This is a genomic window from Prosthecobacter sp. (assembly GCF_044226605.1).
Taxonomy (GTDB): domain Bacteria; phylum Verrucomicrobiota; class Verrucomicrobiia; order Verrucomicrobiales; family Verrucomicrobiaceae; genus Prosthecobacter.
On sequence record NZ_JBGAGS010000005.1, the window covers coordinates 190842 to 210187 of the forward strand.

A 19346-nucleotide genomic window follows, 5' to 3' on the forward strand; every position below is an offset into this window, starting at 1 on the left:
TTTTCTGACGTCCCTAGCTGCGAGCCTGGACGCCGCTCTTGGGTCCGGCTGGCTCTCTGCTCGCCTTCCGGGGTTTGAACCGGAGCACCGCGGCCTTGAAATCGTCCAGGCTCTCTCGTGCAGATCCGTAGCGGCCTGCGACGTACATTTCTGCCAAAGGCGCGAACTGGGAGGAGAGATCTGGGCGGGAGAGAGCGACTCGCTGGGCGAAGGCAAGCGGTCCTTCATTGGGCAGCAGAGCGTGCACACCGGCTTTGCCCACACGTCGGCAGGCCCGCTGCCAGGTTCGCATCCAGGGGTCCGCATGGCGCGCGGGACGGCGCAGCCACAGGGTGATGAGCAGGACGCTGAGCACCACAAAGGCGGCACTGGGAATGAGCAGCACGAGTTTGCTCTGCCGCAGGCCGACACGCTCCAGCAGGCCGCGCTGGGTTTCCTGATTGTAGTCGATGACCTGGTTCTGCCAGCCGTAGTTCACGCTGTCCCACCAGAGATGAAGGCGCTGCAACGTCCGCCCCCACAGCGTGCGGCGCTGGCGCTCCGCCTCCTCGGCACCGCCGGCCAGGTAGGAGCGCAGGTCGATGTTCACACGATCGGGCGCCAGCGCGGCGGTGGGATCGATGCGCAGCCAGCCAAACTTCTCCAGCCACACCTCCGTCCAGGCATGCACATCGCTTTGTTTCACGATGAGGTAGCCCCCATTGTGATCTGAGTACTCGCCGCCAAGATAACCAATGACCACACGCGATGGCACCCCTGCCATGCGCATGAGGGTGGCAAAGCTGGCGCTGAAGTGCTCGCAGAAACCCGTGCGGCGGTGCAAAAAGAACTCTTCAAGCGCCTGCGGACCTTTGTATTCGCCCGGCTCCAGGGTATACCGGAACCCTTGTGTGCTGATGAAGCTGAGGCCGATGCTGACGATCTGCTCGTCACTTTGCGTCACCGATTTCCAGTATTCCGTGAGTTCCCGGAGCTTGGGGGAGATGTTCTGAGGAAGCTGCAGCGCGGCGATGCGGTGGGTTTCCAGCAGCTCCGGCACGTCTGCTGGGTCCTGTGGGGTGGGAATCTTGAAGCGCGAGAGCACCTCGAAGCGCTCGGTGTTCTGCACCGAGATGGGAGATGCGAGCGTGTCATCATAGTCAGGATAGACCTCCACACCCCGAAGGTAGCTCACGAGCGGGAGATCGAGCGCCGGCAGCCAGCGTTTGCAATGAGCCTCAAGATCGATGATCTGGGTGACATCCGTCTCGCGTTTCTTCCCGGAGAGCCTGGGTGAGAAGCCGAGGCGGTCGCCACGGGTCCAGCGCATGCCTTCGCAGTGCCAGAGGGTGAGGCAGCGCCAATAGCGGGTGTCATTGGCGGGCAGCCTGCCATCTGGAAAACGCACCCGGAAAGAAACCTCGGAGCTCAGGGCCACTTTGGCGATGTTGCCAGCGTCGAGCACGTTGTCGATGCCAGTCTGGCCAAAGCGGCTGCGGCCAAGCGCTGAACCAAGGTCCAGCAGACCGCGTGGAAAGACAAAGAAGAGCAGCACCGCCAGCGGCAGCGCCTGGGCAAACAGAACAGCCGTGACCCGCGCCGGCTCGCGCGCGCCGGGCAGATTGCGCCGAAAACGCACCATGGCGGCGGCGATGAGCAGCAGCACCGTGACCGTCCACACGGAGCGGGAGAGACGGTTTTCCATCAGGATTGAGCAGAAGGCCAGGAACCAGCCGATGAGGGCGAGCACCTGAAACTCGCGCGGCGTGCGGCTTTCCAACATTTTGGCTCCGGCGAGCACGAGCAGCAGCGCGATCCCGGGCTCCATGCCGCTCAGCTCTCCATAGGTGGAGTAGACCGCCGCCACACCAGCAAAGATGACGCCCACGCGAACGAGGACCGGCGGCACCCCACGGCGCAGCACGCCGCGCCAGAGCAGGCAGAGAGCACACACCACCAGGCCGCCCATGGCGATGTAACCGTGCAGGGGCAGGATGGCGAGAAGCAGCGCGATGCTCAGGAACATGAGCGGCCGCCAGGGCAGGAAGGTGGACTGCTCCATGCTGACCACGCTGCCGGCCCTGCCATTCTTGAGGTCATTGGAAGGGGCTGCTCCCGCCTCCGCCGTGGTCTGCATGGAGAGGGCGTCCAGGCAGCGCCGCATGTGAGCAGGCCCATGGCTGGCGCGGATGGTTTGACCGGGCATGCGGAGTTCATAGGGCTTGCCTTCGTGCTCGCAGATTTCCATCCAGCGGGCGATCTGCGAGGCACGTGCGGACTCCTCCAGAGTCATGGCTTTCCAGTCAAAGACGACGACGCCCTGGCTGCCGCTGCTCCATGCTTTGACCATGAGCGGACCGCCGCGGGCCGCAGCACGCCAGTCGATGTGGCGCGGCGAGTCTCCCGCGCGCCATTCACGCAGGCCGGCAAAATCATCGCCACCACTGGTCTGCCCGCGGGCGGTGGCGACTGCGATGGCATCGCCCTGCCGCGCGGGATCTGGAGCAGGCAGAGGAAGATCTCCGGAAGGCTGCGGATGCACCCGACGCACCCATGCCGTCTCCACCATGCACTCCGCAGAAAACAGGCCGAGCGGATACACACTGCGCACCAGGAGCTGCAGGGCGCCCCCGGTTTGCTGCACCGGCGGGGGCAGGTCCACGATGACCGAGGCTCCCGCCGGCACGCGCTCCACAAAGACGGGCTCTTTGGCACCAATGACAAGGGCTTCGAGGCCGCAGGGGGAAACCGCACCCGTGGCACGCAGTTCCACAGGGATGGGCATGGAGGCGTCCTGTGCGGCGGGCCGTGCGCCGACCAGCCGCACCTGAAGGCCGCGCAGATTGGCCCGCGCATGCAGCCAGGAGAGCATGCCCATCGTCGCTGTGAGCAGCGCGATGAGGTGCGCCGCGCCATTGGACTGGGCTTCGGCGGCATACCACATGCCTGCCACGATGGCCATGAGCGCCAGCGTGTGTCGGTTCCAGCGCACGCGCACTTTCATGGCATCAGGGCACGGGAGTTTCGGCGATCAACTGGCGTGCCAGATCGAGGCCGGTCATGCCTTCGGCGGCATGCTCCAGACGATGGCCCATGACGTAGACAGCCACGGCCTGAATGTCCTCCGGCAGCACCATTGCCCGCCCATTGAGCAAGGCCCAGGCTCGTGCCGCCGCCAGCACCGAAAGTCCGCCACGTGGGGAAAGTCCATGCCCCTGCACACGGCTGGCGGCCAGCAGGTCCTGCAAATAGTCGAGCAATGCCGGAGCGGCATGCACGGCACGCGTCCAGGTTTGCAGCTGCTGGAGTTCGATGAAGGACATCGCCGGCTGCATCGCACGGAGGATTTCCCGCCTTTCCTGACCTTCCAGCAGAGCGCGTTCCGCACTCCGATCCGGCACCCCGAGCGCAAGACGCATGAGAAAGCGGTCCATCTGCGACTCCGGCAGCATGAAGGTGCCGATTTGCGAAGAGGGGTTCTGCGTGGCGATGACAAAGAAGGGCTCGGGCAGCGGATGCGTGGCGCCATCCGCCGTCACCTTCCCTTCCTCCATGGCTTCCAGCAGCGCGGACTGTGTCTTGGGCGTGGCGCGGTTGATTTCATCCGCCAGCAGCACCTGGGTGAAGACGGGGCCTTTGTGAAAATGAAAGGCCGCTGTGTCGCGGTCATACACCGAGGCGCCGAGGATGTCCGCAGGCAGCAGGTCGCTGGTGAACTGCACGCGGCGGAAGCCGAGACCCAGCGCCTGCGCGAGCGCCTGGGAGAGCATCGTTTTGCCCACGCCCGGCTGGTCTTCAAACAGCAGATGCCCGCGCGCCAGCAGGCAGGTGACCGCAAGGCGCACGACATTCTCCTTTCCCAGAATGACCTGCGATACACGCGCGATGATGGATTCGATCTGTTGAGACGCTTGCAGAGCGGTGGCAGCGGGCAGCATGGCGTCGGCGGAGGTGTGGGATGCGCGTGAGGACACGAATGGTTGGGTTAGACATTCAAGTCTCGCCGAATTCCTGCCAGGAAAGCAAGCCGCTTTCACCACACTCCGCAAATTGATGCGCATCCGGCATTCAAAGCCTTGCCGCATGCTCCACTCATGGTGCTGCAGCACAGGCCGCCCTTTGTCCATCAGCGAATCACGCCAGCCTTCCGATACACATCCACAATGTCCAGGATGGAGCGGGCAAACGGGGCCGGGAGATACCAATGGACGTTTTCTTCAACATTAACGCCTGCGACCATGGCGGGCATGTTCGCCGGCGGCATGCCTGGCACCTGCACGGGAACCCTTGGCATCGGCCCGGTTTTGTCCTGAAACGTGGTCTTGATGCAGACCGCCCCCGTGCCGCCTTTGAGGATTTGATACGGAACCTCTTTGGTCGTGCTGCCGTTGTGTGCCAGGCTGACCAGATTGTAGTAAGGCTCACGGATGCCGTCCGGTACCGGCAGCCACCTGGCATTCTTCCCATTCTGATCCACGAACTGGACGGAGACGACTTTGCGCTCCTTGTCCACGAGCATGAACATGACGTTGAAGGGCTGCCCGTGGTCCACAAACTTTCTGGACTGAAAGCCGCAAAGGACGAGCGAGTCATTCGGAAAACAGGGGTGCACCATCGGCCGCTCTGAGATCTTTTTAAAGTCGGGAGGCAGTGTCTTTACCGCCTCGTCAACGGGCATGCGCCAGGTGATGCCGCCCACGATGGAGGACGGTATGGGCTCCTGGCCCTTGGGCGCATCACCGACGGAGGCCTTGCAATAAAATTCCAGGGACTCAAGCAGCTCCCGTTTGGCAGTCAGCGTCTGCGGCAGCCACCTGGGGGAGAACACCATGCCTCCGGGCAGATCCGAAGGTGCAGCGCCTGCCTGGCCCTGATCTTCGATCCACTTTTGATCCGCCGTGCTCAGGGTGCTGATGCTGAGCGTGTGGAGCTGCCCGTTTCCGAGCCGGAGCGTGACCTGCCCGTTCTGGGTTGATATAAACGCAGCGCGGACGCTGCGCCCCTTTGCATCGGTAAACAGACGAATCTGCTCGGCGCTTTGTGCGTGCAGGGAAAAGACAACAAGGAGGAGGAGGATTTTGGTATGCATGATGAAACAGCTCTTTCACAGAGATGCTTCGTGATGCGCGAAACGCGGTTGCACCCGCCTCAGCGTTTTTTTTCAGCCAGGGCTTTGGCGATGGCCGGATCAAGACCGGCGCCACGCACTCCGGTGGCGAGGATGCGTCCCGTGTCCCCATCGATGAGGAATGCGGCCGGGATGGAATTGACGTGGTAGAGCCTGGCGATGGAGGCGTCCCAGGACTTGCCCTCAAAGACCTGCGGCCAGACGATGCTCTTCTCTTTCAGAAACGCGGTGAACTGGTCCCTGTTTTGATCGAGGCTGATGCCAAGAATCTCCAGGCCCGCGGCATGGTGCTTTTGATACGCACTCACGACATAGGGCGCCTCTTTGACACAGGGCGGACACCAGGTGGACCAGAAATCCAGGAGGAGGATCTTTCCTTTGAAGGCGGCAGGCACGGCTATCTTGGAGCCGTCCAGCGTGGCAGCCTCAAACGGAGGCGCCTGCATGCCGGTTGCCAGCACGATCTGCGGCTTGAACTCGGGCACAGAACGCGAGGACGGAACAATGCGGAAGCTGGCGCCGCTCGGCGTGAGGTCCGCGATCTCATAGTTCGAGGCACCGATTTTGAAGGCGTCTTTCACATGAAAGAACTTGGGGCGGCCATCGCCATTCAGGTCTATGCGGAGGCTGCTGGTGGGTGCGCTGAAGTCTCCCTTGCAGTCATCGTCACACAGCAGCGCGGAGACGACCTTGCCTTCCAGTAAAATGGAGCCTGCACGCAGGTAGTCCGAATAGTAGAGCAGGGCTTTTTGCGGGCGCTTAGGCATGCCGGTGCCAAAGCGGTAGGCCTCTATCCTGACATTGGCCGGCCGCTCGCCGCCAAAGTTCAGCTCGGCCTGGAAAGAGCCGAAGGCGGAGATCTCCTCCGTGCCATCATCCTTTTTTAGGATGCGGCGCGCCCATGAGGCAGGCGGATCATCGCCGAGGTCTCCATTGGCATTGCTGTCCACATAGAGGCGGGGATTGAGACTGTCCGGCTTGTCGATGATGAAGGCATGGCTGCGCTGGCGGTCGGCGGGCCCCAGTCTGACGAAGCCGTATTCTGCCTGCTCAAGGCCCGCGGGAGAATTGCGAAGCGAAACCTGCGGGCTGGGAAAGGTCTGTGTCAGCTGCGGTCTGTAACCAGGCAGGCGGCGGCTGCCACCACTGGAGATCAGGGGCAGCTCAATGAACTGTCCGATGCCGTTTGAAACGGCCTGCGGAGTTTTGGACCTGGGCGTGGCTGTGACCAGGGCATGTTGCGTGGCGGAGTCTGGCAGGCCGGGGCTGGGTCTGAATTTCAGCCATGAGAGGCCGCCCAGCGCGAGAATGGCGGCCCCCGCCAGCCACCATGGCGCGGCAGGGAATTTCTTGTCCGGAGCAGACACGGGGGCACGCACCGCTTCCGGCAGCAGCGGGGCCTGGCCCGCGGGTGGCACTGGCGCGGCCTGGGACTCCTGTTCCTCCTGCACGGAGATGGAGATGGGCCGTGTCAGGATGCCATCGAGCGCCAGACGCATTTCGCGGATGCTCTGGTAGCGGACTTCCCGGTCCTCTCTCATGGCGGATGCGATGATGGGGTCAAAGCGGGGATCGAGACCTTTCACGAGCAGGCTTGGCAGCTCGAAAATGCCCTGCGGCAGGCGTCCTGTGAGCATCTGGTAAAGCATCACACCCGTCGCATAAATATCCGCACGATGATCCACACGGCTGCCCAGGGTCAGCGCCTCAGGCGCCAGGAAATGCATCGTCCCCATCACATGCCCGGTGACGGTGAGGCTGTCATGATGGCTCTGGGATGACTTGGCGAGCCCGAAGTCCGCCACTTTCACCTGCCCATCAACCCCGATCATGATGTTTGCAGGCTTGATGTCCCGGTGTACGACTCCGCGCTCATGCGCGTATTGCAGCGCATCGCACACATGCGCGGTGACCTCCAGCGCATGGGCGGAACTCAGGCGGCCCTGGCGCGCCACCATCTGCCCCACGTCCGTGCCGTCCACAAACTCCATGATGAAGTAGAGCGTGCCGTCCCTCATCTCTCCAAAGTCAAAGACCTTCACGATGCCGGGATGATTGAGCTGCGCCATGGCGCGGGCTTCCTGCTTGAACCTCTCCGCAAACGATGCGTCGTAAACGCTGAGCATCCAGGGCAGGATTTTGATCGCAACGGGACGCTCAAGAGAGGTCTGCATGCCACGATACACCGCGCCCATGCCGCCACGGGCGAGAAAAGACTCCACGACATAGCCTTCGAGCCGCGCCTGCAGTTCCTCAAGCTCCGGCGGCTGCCAGAGCCGAGGGTCAGACACTGGCTTTGTGGCGTCCTGCTCCAGCGCACCTTGCAGCAGGTCGGCGGCGGCATTGCCAAAAAGCGGATCAGAGGATGGCGGCTCGGGTTCGGGAGTCATTGGAGTGAGGATGATTGTGTGCGCAGGAGCTACTTTGAAGGCGGCGCGGTCTGGCTGGTGGATGCAGTCGTGGCAGGCGCGCCTTCCGCCACGAATGCTGGAGCAGCCCAGAAGGCGTGGTCACTGCTGGCATCTCCCGCAGTCTCGGTGATGAGGGTGAGGCGCTTCGAGCCCGCGGGCAAAGCCACGGAGACAGGCACCTCATGCCCGGGGTAGCTCCTCAACTCATTGGAGTTAAAAACCGCCTTCCCATCCACTTCGACGATGTAAGTCCAGCTGCCGTACGCAGTGACCGGCTGCCCTGAGGCCAGGTGGGATGGCCCGATGCCCGTGGCTGTAAAGGAGGTATAACCAGCAGGGATCGCAAATTCGACACGGCTTGGCGGATGTGCCCAGAGGTATTGCTTGCAGGCCACACCGCCGACATACACACCGCGTCCTTCGAGCGCGTTGATCTCCCCGTAGTAGTTGGCACGGAACACGTCCCAGCCCACTTGGGCGTGCAGCGGAGACAGATCCGCGAGCGAGAGTTCATGCCTGGGCGCCGGCGGTGCAGCGGTGACTGCCGGATCAGCGGCGATGGCCTTCCAGTGGCAGATGCCCGCGGTCCTTCGCTCCGCGCACTGCGCCGAGATTCGCAGCGCCCTTGTCTTCACCGCGGGAAACTTCACCACGCACCACTGATCCTTCTCCGCAGGCGGCATGGTGGCGTCCACGGGCACCCATGCGCCCGATTCCTCCCGGTAAAGCAGCCGCCAATACAACGGCATGGCAGAGATGCCGCCCTCAGACCAGACGATCTGGCACTCGTGGATTGACTGCGGTGTCTCCCATTCCAGCTGAGCCCATTCCATAGCCCCCTTTCTTGGATTCCAGCTCATGCGCTGCGGATTGCTGGAGTCGGGCACGGCCACCTCCCTGCCATCGTTCATGTGCCTGGCGTAGTTGTCATGGGCAAACGAGCATCCAGGCCTGGCCAGAGGCGCGACATCCTTGCCAGGAACTGCAGGGGCAGATCTGACCTCGGTCGGTTCCAGCTGGATGTAGTCGAGTCCGAAACAGATGACGTCGTGGTTGAGCCAGACTTTTCCATGAGTGTCCACAAGCCTGACCTCCAGCGTGTGATCACCCGCCGTGAGATCAAAGACACCCCAGTCCAGAATGTCCGAGGTCACCATCGTGTCCGCCTGCATGTCAAAAGGCGCACCCTGCACCCGCCTGCCATCCAAAAAAATATCCACCACTCCATAATCTGCGGCCCCCGTGAGCACGCCCATCACCCGCTGCCTGCCCGGCTCCTCCACGAAAAAGGAGGTTTTGAGCACATCTCCCAGCTTCCCATCGTGCCACCATAGATGCGCCTCCGCGCTCCAGACCCCGGCGTGAAAGGCAGTGGTACTTTGGACCTGAGAAATGCCGCCCGTTACCCGGGTTTCCTTCATTTCCTCTCCTTCGATGCGCTGAATGGTCACCCTCACGGGCTGCGAAGCATGGTGCCACACTAGAAAAGCAGCGAGAGCAAGCACCATGCCGCCGACTGGAAACAAGAAGACGAGCTTCCCCTTTGCCTTTGCGCGCGCTGGCATGGCGGGCTGCGAGGGGCGTTGAGGCCTGGAGGAGGCATCCAGGACGGCGGGGGCCTCCGCGGCATTGGGGTCCACCTGCGGCACCGGCTTGGTGAGTATGGCGTCGAGGTCCTGGCGCAGTCCGTTCACATCCTGGTAGCGTTCCTCGGGGTTGCTCCGCATCGTGCGGGTGATGATGCGGTCGTACCGCGGGTCCAGGCCTGCGACCTTGTGAGACGGGAGTGCAAACATGCCCTTGGGCAGATTCCCCGTGAGCATCTGGTAGAGCATGACTCCGATGGCATAGATGTCAGCGCGATGATCGACCGTGGAACCGAGTATCAGCGCTTCCGGAGCTATGTAATGCATCGTCCCCATGGCCATGCCGCTCTCGGTAATACTGGACTGCTCACCCTGGGCCGTTCTGGCCAGGCCAAAGTCCGCCACCTTCACCATGCCATCGTAGCTGACCATGATGTTTGCCGGCTTGATGTCGCGGTGGATGATGCCGCGTGAATGGGCGTATTTCAGCGCATCGCAGACGTGGGCGGTGATCGCCATCGCCTCCTGGGAGGACAGCCGTCCTTTTTTGGCCAGCATCTGCGCCAAATCAGTGCCATCCACGTACTCCATGACAATGTAGCGCGTGCCATCCTCCGCCTGGCCGAAATCATACACCGCCACGATGCCCGCGTAGTTGAGCTTGGCCATGGCCAGCGCCTCACGGCGGAAGCGTTCGCCGAAACTCGGATCTGCGGTGCCCACCTCCGGTGAAAGAATTTTGATCGCCACATCCCGCTCCAGCGCCCGCTGGTGGCCATGGTAAACCGCCCCCGCCCCACCGCAGCCGATCAGGGAATACACCTCATACTTTGGCAGCAGAGCCTGCAGTTCTTCCGGAGCCGGCGGCTGCCAGGGGCCGGAACCGCTGGAGGGCGAAGGTGATGGCAATGCGGACATGAGCAAACCAGTAAAGATATAAAGAAAGACATGCTAGGCGAGCAAGGAATGCGCTGAATCGCTCAACATCGCAGCTCTTAAGCGGAGCGTGGGCAGTCGAAGGCCACATGAAAAACCGTGGAGCCTTGATTTAGAAGGCTTTCTCCGCGGTGTTCTAATCCTGCGCTGTTCAATCAATGTTTCTCCATACCCAGCATTCCACATGCCTGCATTACGGGGTGAACGCTTTCACTTGAATGAAGAAAAAGACGGCCTGCGTAGGTTTGCCATCCAGCTTCGCCTGCCGGGTGAGATCGGGCTTCGTCGCGGCGGAGGGCAGGCTGCCGCCACTGGCTCCGCCGAGAACCAAAACATGGCCGCTGGGCATGCTGACACCAATCGTCGATTTGACGACACAGAAGACGGGCTGAAGCACGTGGTTCTCGGTGAGGACGACCTCGCTGAGCTTGCCTTCTTTGTCAGCGGCCACGGCCTTGACGGGGCTGCTGTAATTGATGAAGCCTTCAAACGCCACGAGTTCTGGTGCCAGGTTCATTTCAATAAGAGTGCCGTCTGAATTGATGACGGGCTCCACTTCCAGGCGAAAACCCGTATGACGCATCTCGAAGCTTCTGGGAGTGGAAGGCGTGGCGGCAATCACCTGCCCCGGTGCGATCTGCACCGGCTTGCTGCCAGCCTCGCTGGAAATTTTTGCCGGCACGAACTCAGTCGGGTAGATAAACTCCCTTATGCTTTCACTAGTGGAACGCACTCCACTTCTGGTGACAAAGCTGGGAGAATACATCAATGCATGTCCGGAAATCTTTTCGAGCTTTGCCAGCATGGCCGCGGCCTTGTCTGCCGGGATGATGCCGAGGTTTGACATGGCGGCAGTGCTCTCCAGCGCAAGGCCGGCATCGCGCAGGGCGGCTGCGTCCAGCGGCACGCTGATAACCTTGGCATTGATCTGTACTTCCTTTGCCTGGGCAAAGGCGGATGCTGCAACGGCAAAAAGAAGGGTGAGGACTTTCGGGGTGTGGTATGTTTTCATGGGAAGATTCAATGCGGTTCAAAGAAATGTTCAGCGCGGGATGACGCGGTAAGTGCTGTCTTCTTGATCCAAGCGCAGCCCAGCCTGACGGGCACTCGCTTCGAGGATATCCTCCAGCGGTCCCACACGGGCATCCAGATTGATACTGCCGGTCTTGGGATCGATCCGCGGGTCCAGCTCAATCTGCAGCTTCAAACCAGCCTCTGCCACACGCTGGCGCAGCAAGGTCACGGCGTCTCCAATGCTGGTGCCGGAAAACTGGACCATCGACACCAGTGCCAGCGATTCATCGTCCAGCAGTTTTTCCTCCTGCTCATGCAGGCCTTGTGAGTCAATGACGAAGGTGCTGCTTTCGGCCTTCGATTCTGCCAGTCCGAGCCGAGTGCCGTCCTTGGTGGTGACAAGCCAAACGTGGCCGATATAGGTGAGCTGGTGGCACGAGTTCCCGCGCGCCAGGCCCCGCCACCTGGCGAGCTTGCCGTCCTCCCTCACCCACTGGATTCTCACCTCCTCGGCGAGTTTGTTGGTGAAGCGAATTTCCGATGGATCTCCCCCTTCCACTGAGGGGCGGATTTCAATCATGCGGGCGGGCAGCGCCGGAGTATTCACCGGTGCCGCTGGCGATGCCCCGGCCACGGCTGCGCCTCGTGCAGGCCCGTCAATCCAGATCAGCGGAGAAGCGGCAGTGCCTTTCACCTTGGCAAGGGGTTTGCCGCCGGCGTCCGTGATCAGCCAGACATGGCCATCATAGGAGTTCGTCACATGATCGCGCCCTGGCAGGATGTCGCCATAGGAGTGCTGCTTGCCATCGCCCGGCAGCCAGTGAATTTTCACGGTGCCGGAGGTCTGATTGACAAAGCGAAGCCCAAATGGCGCGCCTGAGCCGCCGCCCTGGATCGGTGCGGTGCTGAGATTGGAGGTCAACAATGCCCCAGGGGGCGGAGTCATTGATGGTGAAGGCAAATCGGCGGCATGCGCGCTCACCGGGGCTGACGGCCTCTTCTGACTTTCGGCGCTGAGGAAGGTGGGATAGGCCCAGAAGGAGTGGTCAAATCTCCCATCGGCCAAGTGATCAGTGATCAGGGTGAGCGTCTTGGAGCCCGGTGGAAAAGCGATGTCCACGGCATGCTCACACGTTTTGTAACGCGAGAGCTGATCGGATTGATCCAGAAGCTTGCCATCGACGAGAACGGAGGCTTTCCAAGTGTCTGCCTCAGCCACCGGAAGGCCGGTGTTTTGCATGGAAGGGCCGACGGCAAAGGCCGTGAAGCGCGCATAGCCAGCCGGGATGGCGAAGTCAACACGGCTGCTGGCATGTGCAAACAGGAACTGCGGGCAGGGCTTGCCGGCCTGAAAAACACCACGCCCTTCGCGTGCGTCGTACGCCCCATAAAGGTTTGTCCGATAGGGACCAGCGCCGACCTGTACATGCAGCGGAGAGAGATCGCCCAGAAAGAGATCGGGACGCTCGCGCTTTTTGGGATCTGGCACGCTTGCGGGATCGGCAGCCTGAACCTGCCAGTGGCAGATGCCTGCGGACCAGCCATCGAGGCACTGTACCGCCAAGCGCAGCGCGGTGGTTTTCACCGGCGTGAATTTCACGCTGTTCCAGCCATCACGCGTGGCCGCGGGCATGGCTGCGCCTACCGGCACCCAGGCTCCGGTGGACTCTTCCCGGTAAAGAAGCCGCCAGAAGGACGGCAGTGCGCAGCCTCCGCCCACTGAGCTATCGTCGAACCAAAAGACGCGGCATTCACCAACCGCCTGTGCCGTCTCCCATTCATACTGCGCCCATTCAGCACCGCTCTTGCGAGGATGCCAGGTGAAGCGCGGCAGGCTCTGATCGTTGGATTTTCGTCCAAGGCGCTCCTCGCTGGTGTTCATCATGCGGACGTGGTCGTTCCCGAATGCATAGGAGGCGCTGGGCTGGGCCTTGGCGGCGATGTTTGTCTCCGCCGCAGCAGGAGCAGCGGTGCTCACAGACGGCTCGAGCTGGAGATAGTCGAGGCCGAAGCCGTAGGCGTCGCGCTTGTCCACATTGATGACACTGGTGTCGAGCATGCCGATGCGCAGCACATGCGGACCTGCGGCGAGATCGTGCAGGCCGAGATCGCTTGCGCCGGAAATGACGGCCTCATTGGCCTGAAGATCGAAGATCCTGCCCTTGAGCTTTTTACCATCGAGGCTCACTTCGATGACACCATAATCCGAGGATGAGGTGAAGGCCGCTTTCACGCGCTGCCTGCCAGCCTGCTCACGTTCGACGGTGATTTCCAGATCGAGGCTGTAGCCAGCGGCACCACCGTGCCACCAGAGGTGGGAGTCCCCGCTCCAGAGAGCGTTGGGTTGTCGCATTGGCTGCGGCTCGACCTCGCCGCCGGTGACCTTGATGACCTTGAGCACTTCGCCTTCGAGGCGCCTGGCCACGCTGCGCTGTGGCGGAGGTTTGGGACTGAAAAATGGCCAGACTATGACGAAGGCGAGGACGCTGACAGCGCCGATGACGAGTGCTTTCAAGCCTTTGCCACGACGCGGCGCCGCTGCGCTGGCCGGCTGCGAACGCGAGGCTGAAAAACGCGCCTGAGGCGGCCCCGCTGGACGCGCGCCGGGCTTCTTTGGCCCCGGCCGGCCCGCCGTGGGCGCAGCGGCTCTCACCGGGTGCGCCGGCATCTGCAGAGCCGTTTCCACCCGCGGCAGATACGCCGCAAAGGGAGAGTCCCCAATGGCCTGCCATTCCCGCGCCCCCTCCGCCATGACGAAGTGGCCGGCCACAAGCTGCCCCGCATGGATCATGGCAACGATCTGGTCCGTGGTGATGGGACCGTAGGTATTCTGTGTGTCGGAGTAGAACCAGGTGTTCATGTTTGGGAAGAAAGTGGACTCTCCATGCTACTTCGTGAAAACCGGCGGCCGGTTGCACCTCAGCGCAAAATTTTCTTCAACTGCCAAGGACATGAGTTTCGCGGTCCAGCGATGTCATTGAATGAAATCATCCCCAGCCAGGGTCGATGGCGTGAATCAGCGGCGCACAACGAAGTCCATATCGCCCCGGTAGTAAGTTTCGAAAATCAGGACAGCAAGGGCGGTGTTTTCGATTTCTTTGCCGTTCATGAAAACGGATTGGTGGCCGTTCACAGAACCATCCGGCTTCATGCAGGCGAGCATTTGCGGGAGCATCTGATTGTTCCAAAAGAGCCAGTCATCTCCTCCGCGATGATAGAATGCGCGAGTATAAAACAGCACCGATTGGAGTTCCATGCTGGCCCAGTTTAACGGCTCTTTTTGGAAGTGTTCCCGGGCAAACCGGATGCCATCTTCAAGCAGTGACGGGTCTCCGTCCGGGAAGAGCTGAAGCACGCGCAGGCAGGCGCCTGTGATGGCCTGCGGCGTCTCGGGTGCCGCCGCCTCAAAACCTCCTCCAGCGCTCTGAAGAGAACGCAGCGCACTCGCCACATGGGTGGCACACTCATTCATCCCTTCGAATTCCAAACCCGTGAGCTTTGCAGTCCTCAGTGCCTCGCACTGCCAAGCCAATGTGAAGATGCTGGCCCGAGTTCCGCCCGAAACGGAAGTCCGGGACCTGATGATGAAGCGCACAGCTTTTTCAAACACCTCCCGCATCCCCGGTAATGAGCTGGAGCCCATGCGTGCGGCCTGATACATCTGCCCCAAGGCGTCAGTTGCCATTCCATGTTCGGCCGCGGCATGAGGACTGGCAGAGTCGGACGCGATGAGACCATCACTGTTTTTTTTCCCGGTTTCGATGAGAAACAACAGCCCCTTCAAAATGGCGTCACGATAATAGCTTGAATCTATCGTCTCACAGCGTCCGGCAAAAGCCTGCAGGGCGAGCGCCGTCATTCCAACACGATCCTGATCACCCCAGGAGCCGTCACGATTTTGCTTCGCTTTCAAAAACTCAAAGGCTGCGATCACAGCTCTTTCCACATTTCGATCCCCGCCTGTACGCATCATCATGGCCAGCCGTTCCGCTGGGTTGCAGCGGTTGTTCAAAACAGTTTCCAGAGCAGCTGCGTTTGCAAGAGGAGCAGCCGCGGGCAACGCTGAGCCAGGGCGTTTCAGCTTGAGCCAGCCAAGCCCCCCCAGGCTGATAACAATCGCTGCCGCGAACCACCCAACATTACCTGCGTAGGTTTGCTTCACCCTCCCGGTCTTGGTGACCGCCCTTGGCCCTCTGGCTGCGGGCGCAGGGAGGTTTGTCCGCAGAGCTTCCGATGCCTTCTGCACGGGTTGGGTGAGGATCGCATCCAGCGCATGGCGCATATCTCGTATTTTCTGGTAGCGTTGCTCCCGGTCTTCACGCATGGCACCTGCCACGATTGCATCGTAGCGTGGATCAAGCCCCGGAACCTGCATGGAAGGCATCTCAAACAATCCCTGCGGCAGCTTGCCTGTCAGCATCTGGTAGAGCATGACACCCACGGCGTAGATATCCGCGCGATGGTCGATGCCCATGCCAAGAGTCAGCGCCTCAGGCGCGACAAAGTTCAAAGTGCCCATGACGTGGCCGCTCAGGGTAAGGCTCGCATTTTGTTGGCGGGAGGATTTGGCCAGGCCAAAGTCCGCCACCTTCACGCTTCCATTGTACCCGACCATGATGTTCGCAGGTTTGATATCTCGATGTACCACTCCGTTTTCATGGGCATAGTGCAGGGCATCACAAACGTGCGCTGTGATGGCCATGGCGTGGGCAGAGGCGATGCGGCCCTGCTCCTGCACCATTTGCCCCACATCCGTGCCGTCAATGAACTCCATGACGTAATAAAGCGTGCCGTCCGCCATCTCACCAAAATCATACACGGAAACGATGCCCGGATGGTTTAGCTGCGCCATGGCCCTGGCCTCCTGCTTGAAGCGAAGCGCAAAGCTGGAGTCGCTGTCGCGAAGCTGCGGCGGCAAAATTTTGATGGCCACGGACCGCTCCAGCGAGGCCTGGATGCCGCGATACACCGCCCCCATGCCACCCCGTGCCAGAAACAATTGCACCTCATATGCGCCGCCAAGACGTGCCTGCAAATTTTCAGGTGTGGGCGGCTGCCACGCACGAGGATCGTCGGTTTGAACACGTGAGGAGGGGGCCATCGCCGCGCAAATGAGATCGGCGGTGTTGTTGCCAAAGAGCGGGTCGGAAGAAAGTGGCGTTTCAGAACTCATCGGGAGGAAGTCGTATCTGAGAGCTTCTTCGCGAAAAACACCGCGCGGTTGCACCGGCGGTGAAAAAAATTTCACTTCACGTACGCGCGGCCATCAGTTCACGCAGTTCGTCGTCGATGTTGGCAGGCGTGGGGTCATCCAGCGTGGCGGCTATCTGCTCGCGAATAAGGTTCTGGCATTTGCCGCGTAGACGTGAGATATCGCTCTTCAGGGTGCCTTCGGGGCGGCCGAATGTCAGGGAGAGCTTGGCCAGGGTCTGTTCGCTGCTGCCAGTGATGAAGGGTGCAAGGGCTTTGAAAAGCTGTTCCAGCCCGCGCTCCGCATAATCGCGCTGCAGTTCTTTCATCGCGTTGGCGGCCAGCGTCTTCATCCATTGGCGCTGGAAGGCGATGATGGGCGTATGGTCATCCACGGGTTCGGCCCGCAGGGCCTGCGTCTCGCTGAGGTCGGCCATTCTGGCCACCTTCCCCGCCCCGCGCTTCGCCGCCGTGTCATGGCGATGGCGGTCGATCAGGAAGGATTGCAGCTTGGTGATCAAATAGGCCCGCAGCTTCACTTTGAACCCCTCGGCATCGGCAAACGCATTTTTAGCCAGCAGTTGCTCGAAGAACGCCTGCTTCAGATCTTCGGCCTGATCAGGCGGGAGTCCTTTGCGCAGGAGGAAGGCCATGATGGGTTTCTCATACTGCCTGCACAGGTCGTTCAACGCCCGATCGGCTCCCGGCTGCCCATCCGCGACCGCAAGACGCACCATGCTCCATTGGGTGGGTGGAAACGAGGCCGGCGTATGCTGCGACACGGGAGTATTCATCTATTGCAAGGGCACACCTCAACTACCAGCCCTAATCTCCAAATGCAAGGAGTGTACGTCATCCTTTTCAACAGATGAAGGGCAGAAGTGCTAAATCTGCTGCAGCTTGTTCCGCTCATTCGGCGTGCGGCACACCGGACAAATGGTGACGGCGATCTTGCGCTTGGCCTCGCAGGCATAGGCGGTGCCACAGATGCGGCACTGGATGGCGATACGGCGGCGGTAGACCTCGCGCTTGCGGTCACGCCAGAAGGTGTAGAACCACAGCAGGCAGACGGTGGAGACACCGACAGCCATGAAGAGGATGATGAGGCCGCCGAGCGGAATGGGAATCATGGCGGCGAGGCCTCCCCCCAGCGGAACGAAACTTCTCCCCAGTCCACCTGCTTTGCCTCAGACGGAGTGAAACGCAGCGAAAGCACCGCAGCATGGAGCTGCTGCATGATTTCCACATCTTCGACGCTGCCCAGTGGCAGCGCGGTGATAATCTGGCCGGAGGAGCCAATGCCCACACGGAACTGCACGCGCGTGGGCTGGGTCAGCCGGATGCCGGAGAGCTCCACGCTGGCGGGGCCGCGCTTTGCCAGCGCCGTGCTCATGAAGGCACGCAGCTGGGCGGCGGGGGCGGCCGCCACGGGCGGGGCGACACGGTGGGGCACTGGCGGCAGCACATCCGCAGCGGCAGTGAAGAGCCGCGGCTGATGAATGGCGGTGGCGGCCGGGTCCAGCTCCCGCAGCTTGATTTGATGACCCTCAAAGGAGGGGTGGAAGGCCAGGGCGGTGCCTTCAACGGGCAGAGTCGACTCCGCATCGCTCAGCAGCGCAAAACTGCGATCCTGCGCCCGATGGATGAGCGCGAGCTCGGCAGGGTTTTTGGGATTTAGCGAGATCACATGCTGCGGTGTGACCGGCAGGCGCTGCGCCACCGGGTGCACGATGCGAAAAATGAAGAAAAAGCCAGCCATGGCGGCCATGAGCAGCAGCAGCGCGACGAAGAGATGCCAGGTGGAGTGGTCCCGCACGCCCCAGGCAAAGATCAAGGCCGGCTCGTCATGATGTGGTTTGGCAGACATCGTGGGTGAGCGCTGGTTCAGGCCCTGGGCGGCACGGTGGAATACGCCACTTCATAGCCAAGCTCGAGGGCGATGTTGCCGATCTCGACGACACGGCCATGCGGCGTCTCCCGGTCGCTGTGAATGATGGCGCGGCGCTCGCCTTCGCGGCTGGCCTTGAGTTTTTCACGCAGCTCCCCGGGACTGGTGCGCACCCCGTCAAAATAGAGCTGATTTTCCGCCCCCGCAGGGACGGTGATGATATGGGCGCGGTCAAAACCCGTGAGCCGGGAGTTTGACTGTGGAGTCTCCACCTTGATGCCGGACTGCACCACAAAGTTGCTGTTCAGAAGGAAAAAGACCAGCAGCAGCAGGATGGTGTTCAGCAGCGGCACCGTGTACAGCCAGGGGCTTTGCTTGGGCAGTTGGCTCTCGAGCTTCATGGTTGGTGCGGCGGTGCACGCAGTATCGGAGGCGCGGGGTGGTTGGGCCAGCCGAAAATGCGCTGCGGGCGCTTATCCTTTCATCCCACGGCCGCGCGCCTTGGTCAGCGGCGGCGCGGCTTCCGCCTGGCGAAACTCCACGATGTTGTCCGTGCTGTTGGCGTCTTCGATCAGGTTCACGATTTCGATGCCAGCGCGTTCCAGATCATGCATCAGAGAGCGCGCACGGGCGCTGAGAAAGGCAAAGGAAAGGTAGGAGGGAATGGCCACCACCAGACCGAGTGCGGAGGTGATGAGGCTTTGATACACCCCGTGCGCCACATCCGCCTGAGTGGCCAGACCATTGGCAGAGGAAAGGCTGGTAAAACTGTCCAGCAGGCCGATCACCGTGCCCAGCAGGCCGATGAGAGGGGCCGCGTGCGCGATGGCGTTCAGAATGCCCAGAAAGCGCTCCAGCCGGGGAACTTCCAGCTGACCTGCCTCCTGAACGATCTCCTTGAGCTGCTCGCGGGGGGCGTGGTGCCGCAGAAGGGCCGCATGGACGACACGGCCGGCGGGGACTCGCGTGGCCACGCATTCCTGCAGCGCCTCGGCGAAGTTCTTGCGGCGGATGAGGCTGGCCAGACCGGCCAGAAACTCGCCCACATTCATGCTGGCGCGGTGAAAGTAGGCCAGACGCTCGATAAAGATCGCTCCGGCGAAGCATAGGCACCCTATCAGGAGCCAGACGAGAGGTCCGCCTTTGGAGATAAGATCAATCATGTGCCTGGAGTCGGGAAAGTGATGGGATAGGGTCTGGCGCTACACGCCAGT

The 19346-nt window shown here is 61.5% G+C and carries 13 protein-coding genes; all 13 read right to left on the reverse strand.

Features of this window, described 5'->3' with window-relative positions:
* Positions 1–13: 13 nt before the first annotated feature.
* Positions 14–2983: a transglutaminaseTgpA domain-containing protein gene (locus tag ACILSO_RS08275; protein ID WP_395736912.1), complete on the reverse strand. Its 2970-nt coding sequence runs from the start codon at positions 2981–2983 to the stop codon at positions 14–16.
* 4 nt (positions 2984–2987) lie between these two features.
* Complete coding sequence (locus tag ACILSO_RS08280) at positions 2988–3917, reverse strand: AAA family ATPase (protein WP_395737066.1); 930 nt, start codon at positions 3915–3917, stop codon at positions 2988–2990.
* Between the two features lie 188 nt (positions 3918–4105).
* A complete protein-coding gene (locus ACILSO_RS08285; RefSeq protein WP_395736913.1) occupies positions 4106–5068 on the reverse strand; it encodes a hypothetical protein in 963 nt (320 codons plus the stop codon).
* 59 nt (positions 5069–5127) lie between these two features.
* Positions 5128–7497, reverse strand: a complete 2370-nt coding sequence (locus tag ACILSO_RS08290; RefSeq protein ID WP_395736914.1) for a protein kinase domain-containing protein — start codon at positions 7495–7497, stop codon at positions 5128–5130.
* A 29-nt stretch (positions 7498–7526) separates the two neighbouring features.
* Complete coding sequence (locus ACILSO_RS08295) at positions 7527–10022, reverse strand: protein kinase domain-containing protein (protein ID WP_395736915.1); 2496 nt, start codon at positions 10020–10022, stop codon at positions 7527–7529.
* A 211-nt stretch (positions 10023–10233) separates the two neighbouring features.
* A complete protein-coding gene (locus ACILSO_RS08300; RefSeq protein ID WP_395736916.1) occupies positions 10234–11052 on the reverse strand; it encodes a hypothetical protein in 819 nt (272 codons plus the stop codon).
* Between the two features lie 30 nt (positions 11053–11082).
* Positions 11083–13914: a GYF domain-containing protein gene (locus ACILSO_RS08305; RefSeq protein ID WP_395736917.1), complete on the reverse strand. Its 2832-nt coding sequence runs from the start codon at positions 13912–13914 to the stop codon at positions 11083–11085.
* A 156-nt stretch (positions 13915–14070) separates the two neighbouring features.
* A complete protein-coding gene (locus ACILSO_RS08310; RefSeq protein ID WP_395736918.1) occupies positions 14071–16227 on the reverse strand; it encodes a protein kinase domain-containing protein in 2157 nt (718 codons plus the stop codon).
* A 76-nt stretch (positions 16228–16303) separates the two neighbouring features.
* Positions 16304–16981 carry an RNA polymerase sigma factor gene (locus tag ACILSO_RS08315; protein WP_395736919.1) on the reverse strand — a complete coding sequence of 226 codons (678 nt, stop codon included), beginning with the start codon at positions 16979–16981 and terminating at the stop codon, positions 16304–16306.
* A gap of 147 nt (positions 16982–17128) precedes the next feature.
* A complete protein-coding gene (locus tag ACILSO_RS08320) occupies positions 17129–17374 on the reverse strand; it encodes a hypothetical protein (protein ID WP_395736920.1) in 246 nt (81 codons plus the stop codon).
* On the reverse strand, positions 17371–18111 hold the full coding sequence (locus ACILSO_RS08325; protein WP_395736921.1) for a hypothetical protein: 741 nt from the start codon (positions 18109–18111) through the stop codon (positions 17371–17373). Before ACILSO_RS08325 ends, ACILSO_RS08320 begins: the two co-directional genes overlap by 4 nt.
* 17 nt (positions 18112–18128) lie before the next feature.
* Positions 18129–18533 (reverse strand): ExbD/TolR family protein, encoded by a 405-nt coding sequence (locus tag ACILSO_RS08330; protein WP_395736922.1) that lies wholly within the window; start codon positions 18531–18533, stop codon positions 18129–18131.
* A gap of 72 nt (positions 18534–18605) precedes the next feature.
* Entirely contained in the window at positions 18606–19295 is a 690-nt protein-coding gene (locus tag ACILSO_RS08335) for a MotA/TolQ/ExbB proton channel family protein (protein ID WP_395736923.1), read from the reverse strand.
* Positions 19296–19346 lie beyond the last annotated feature (51 nt).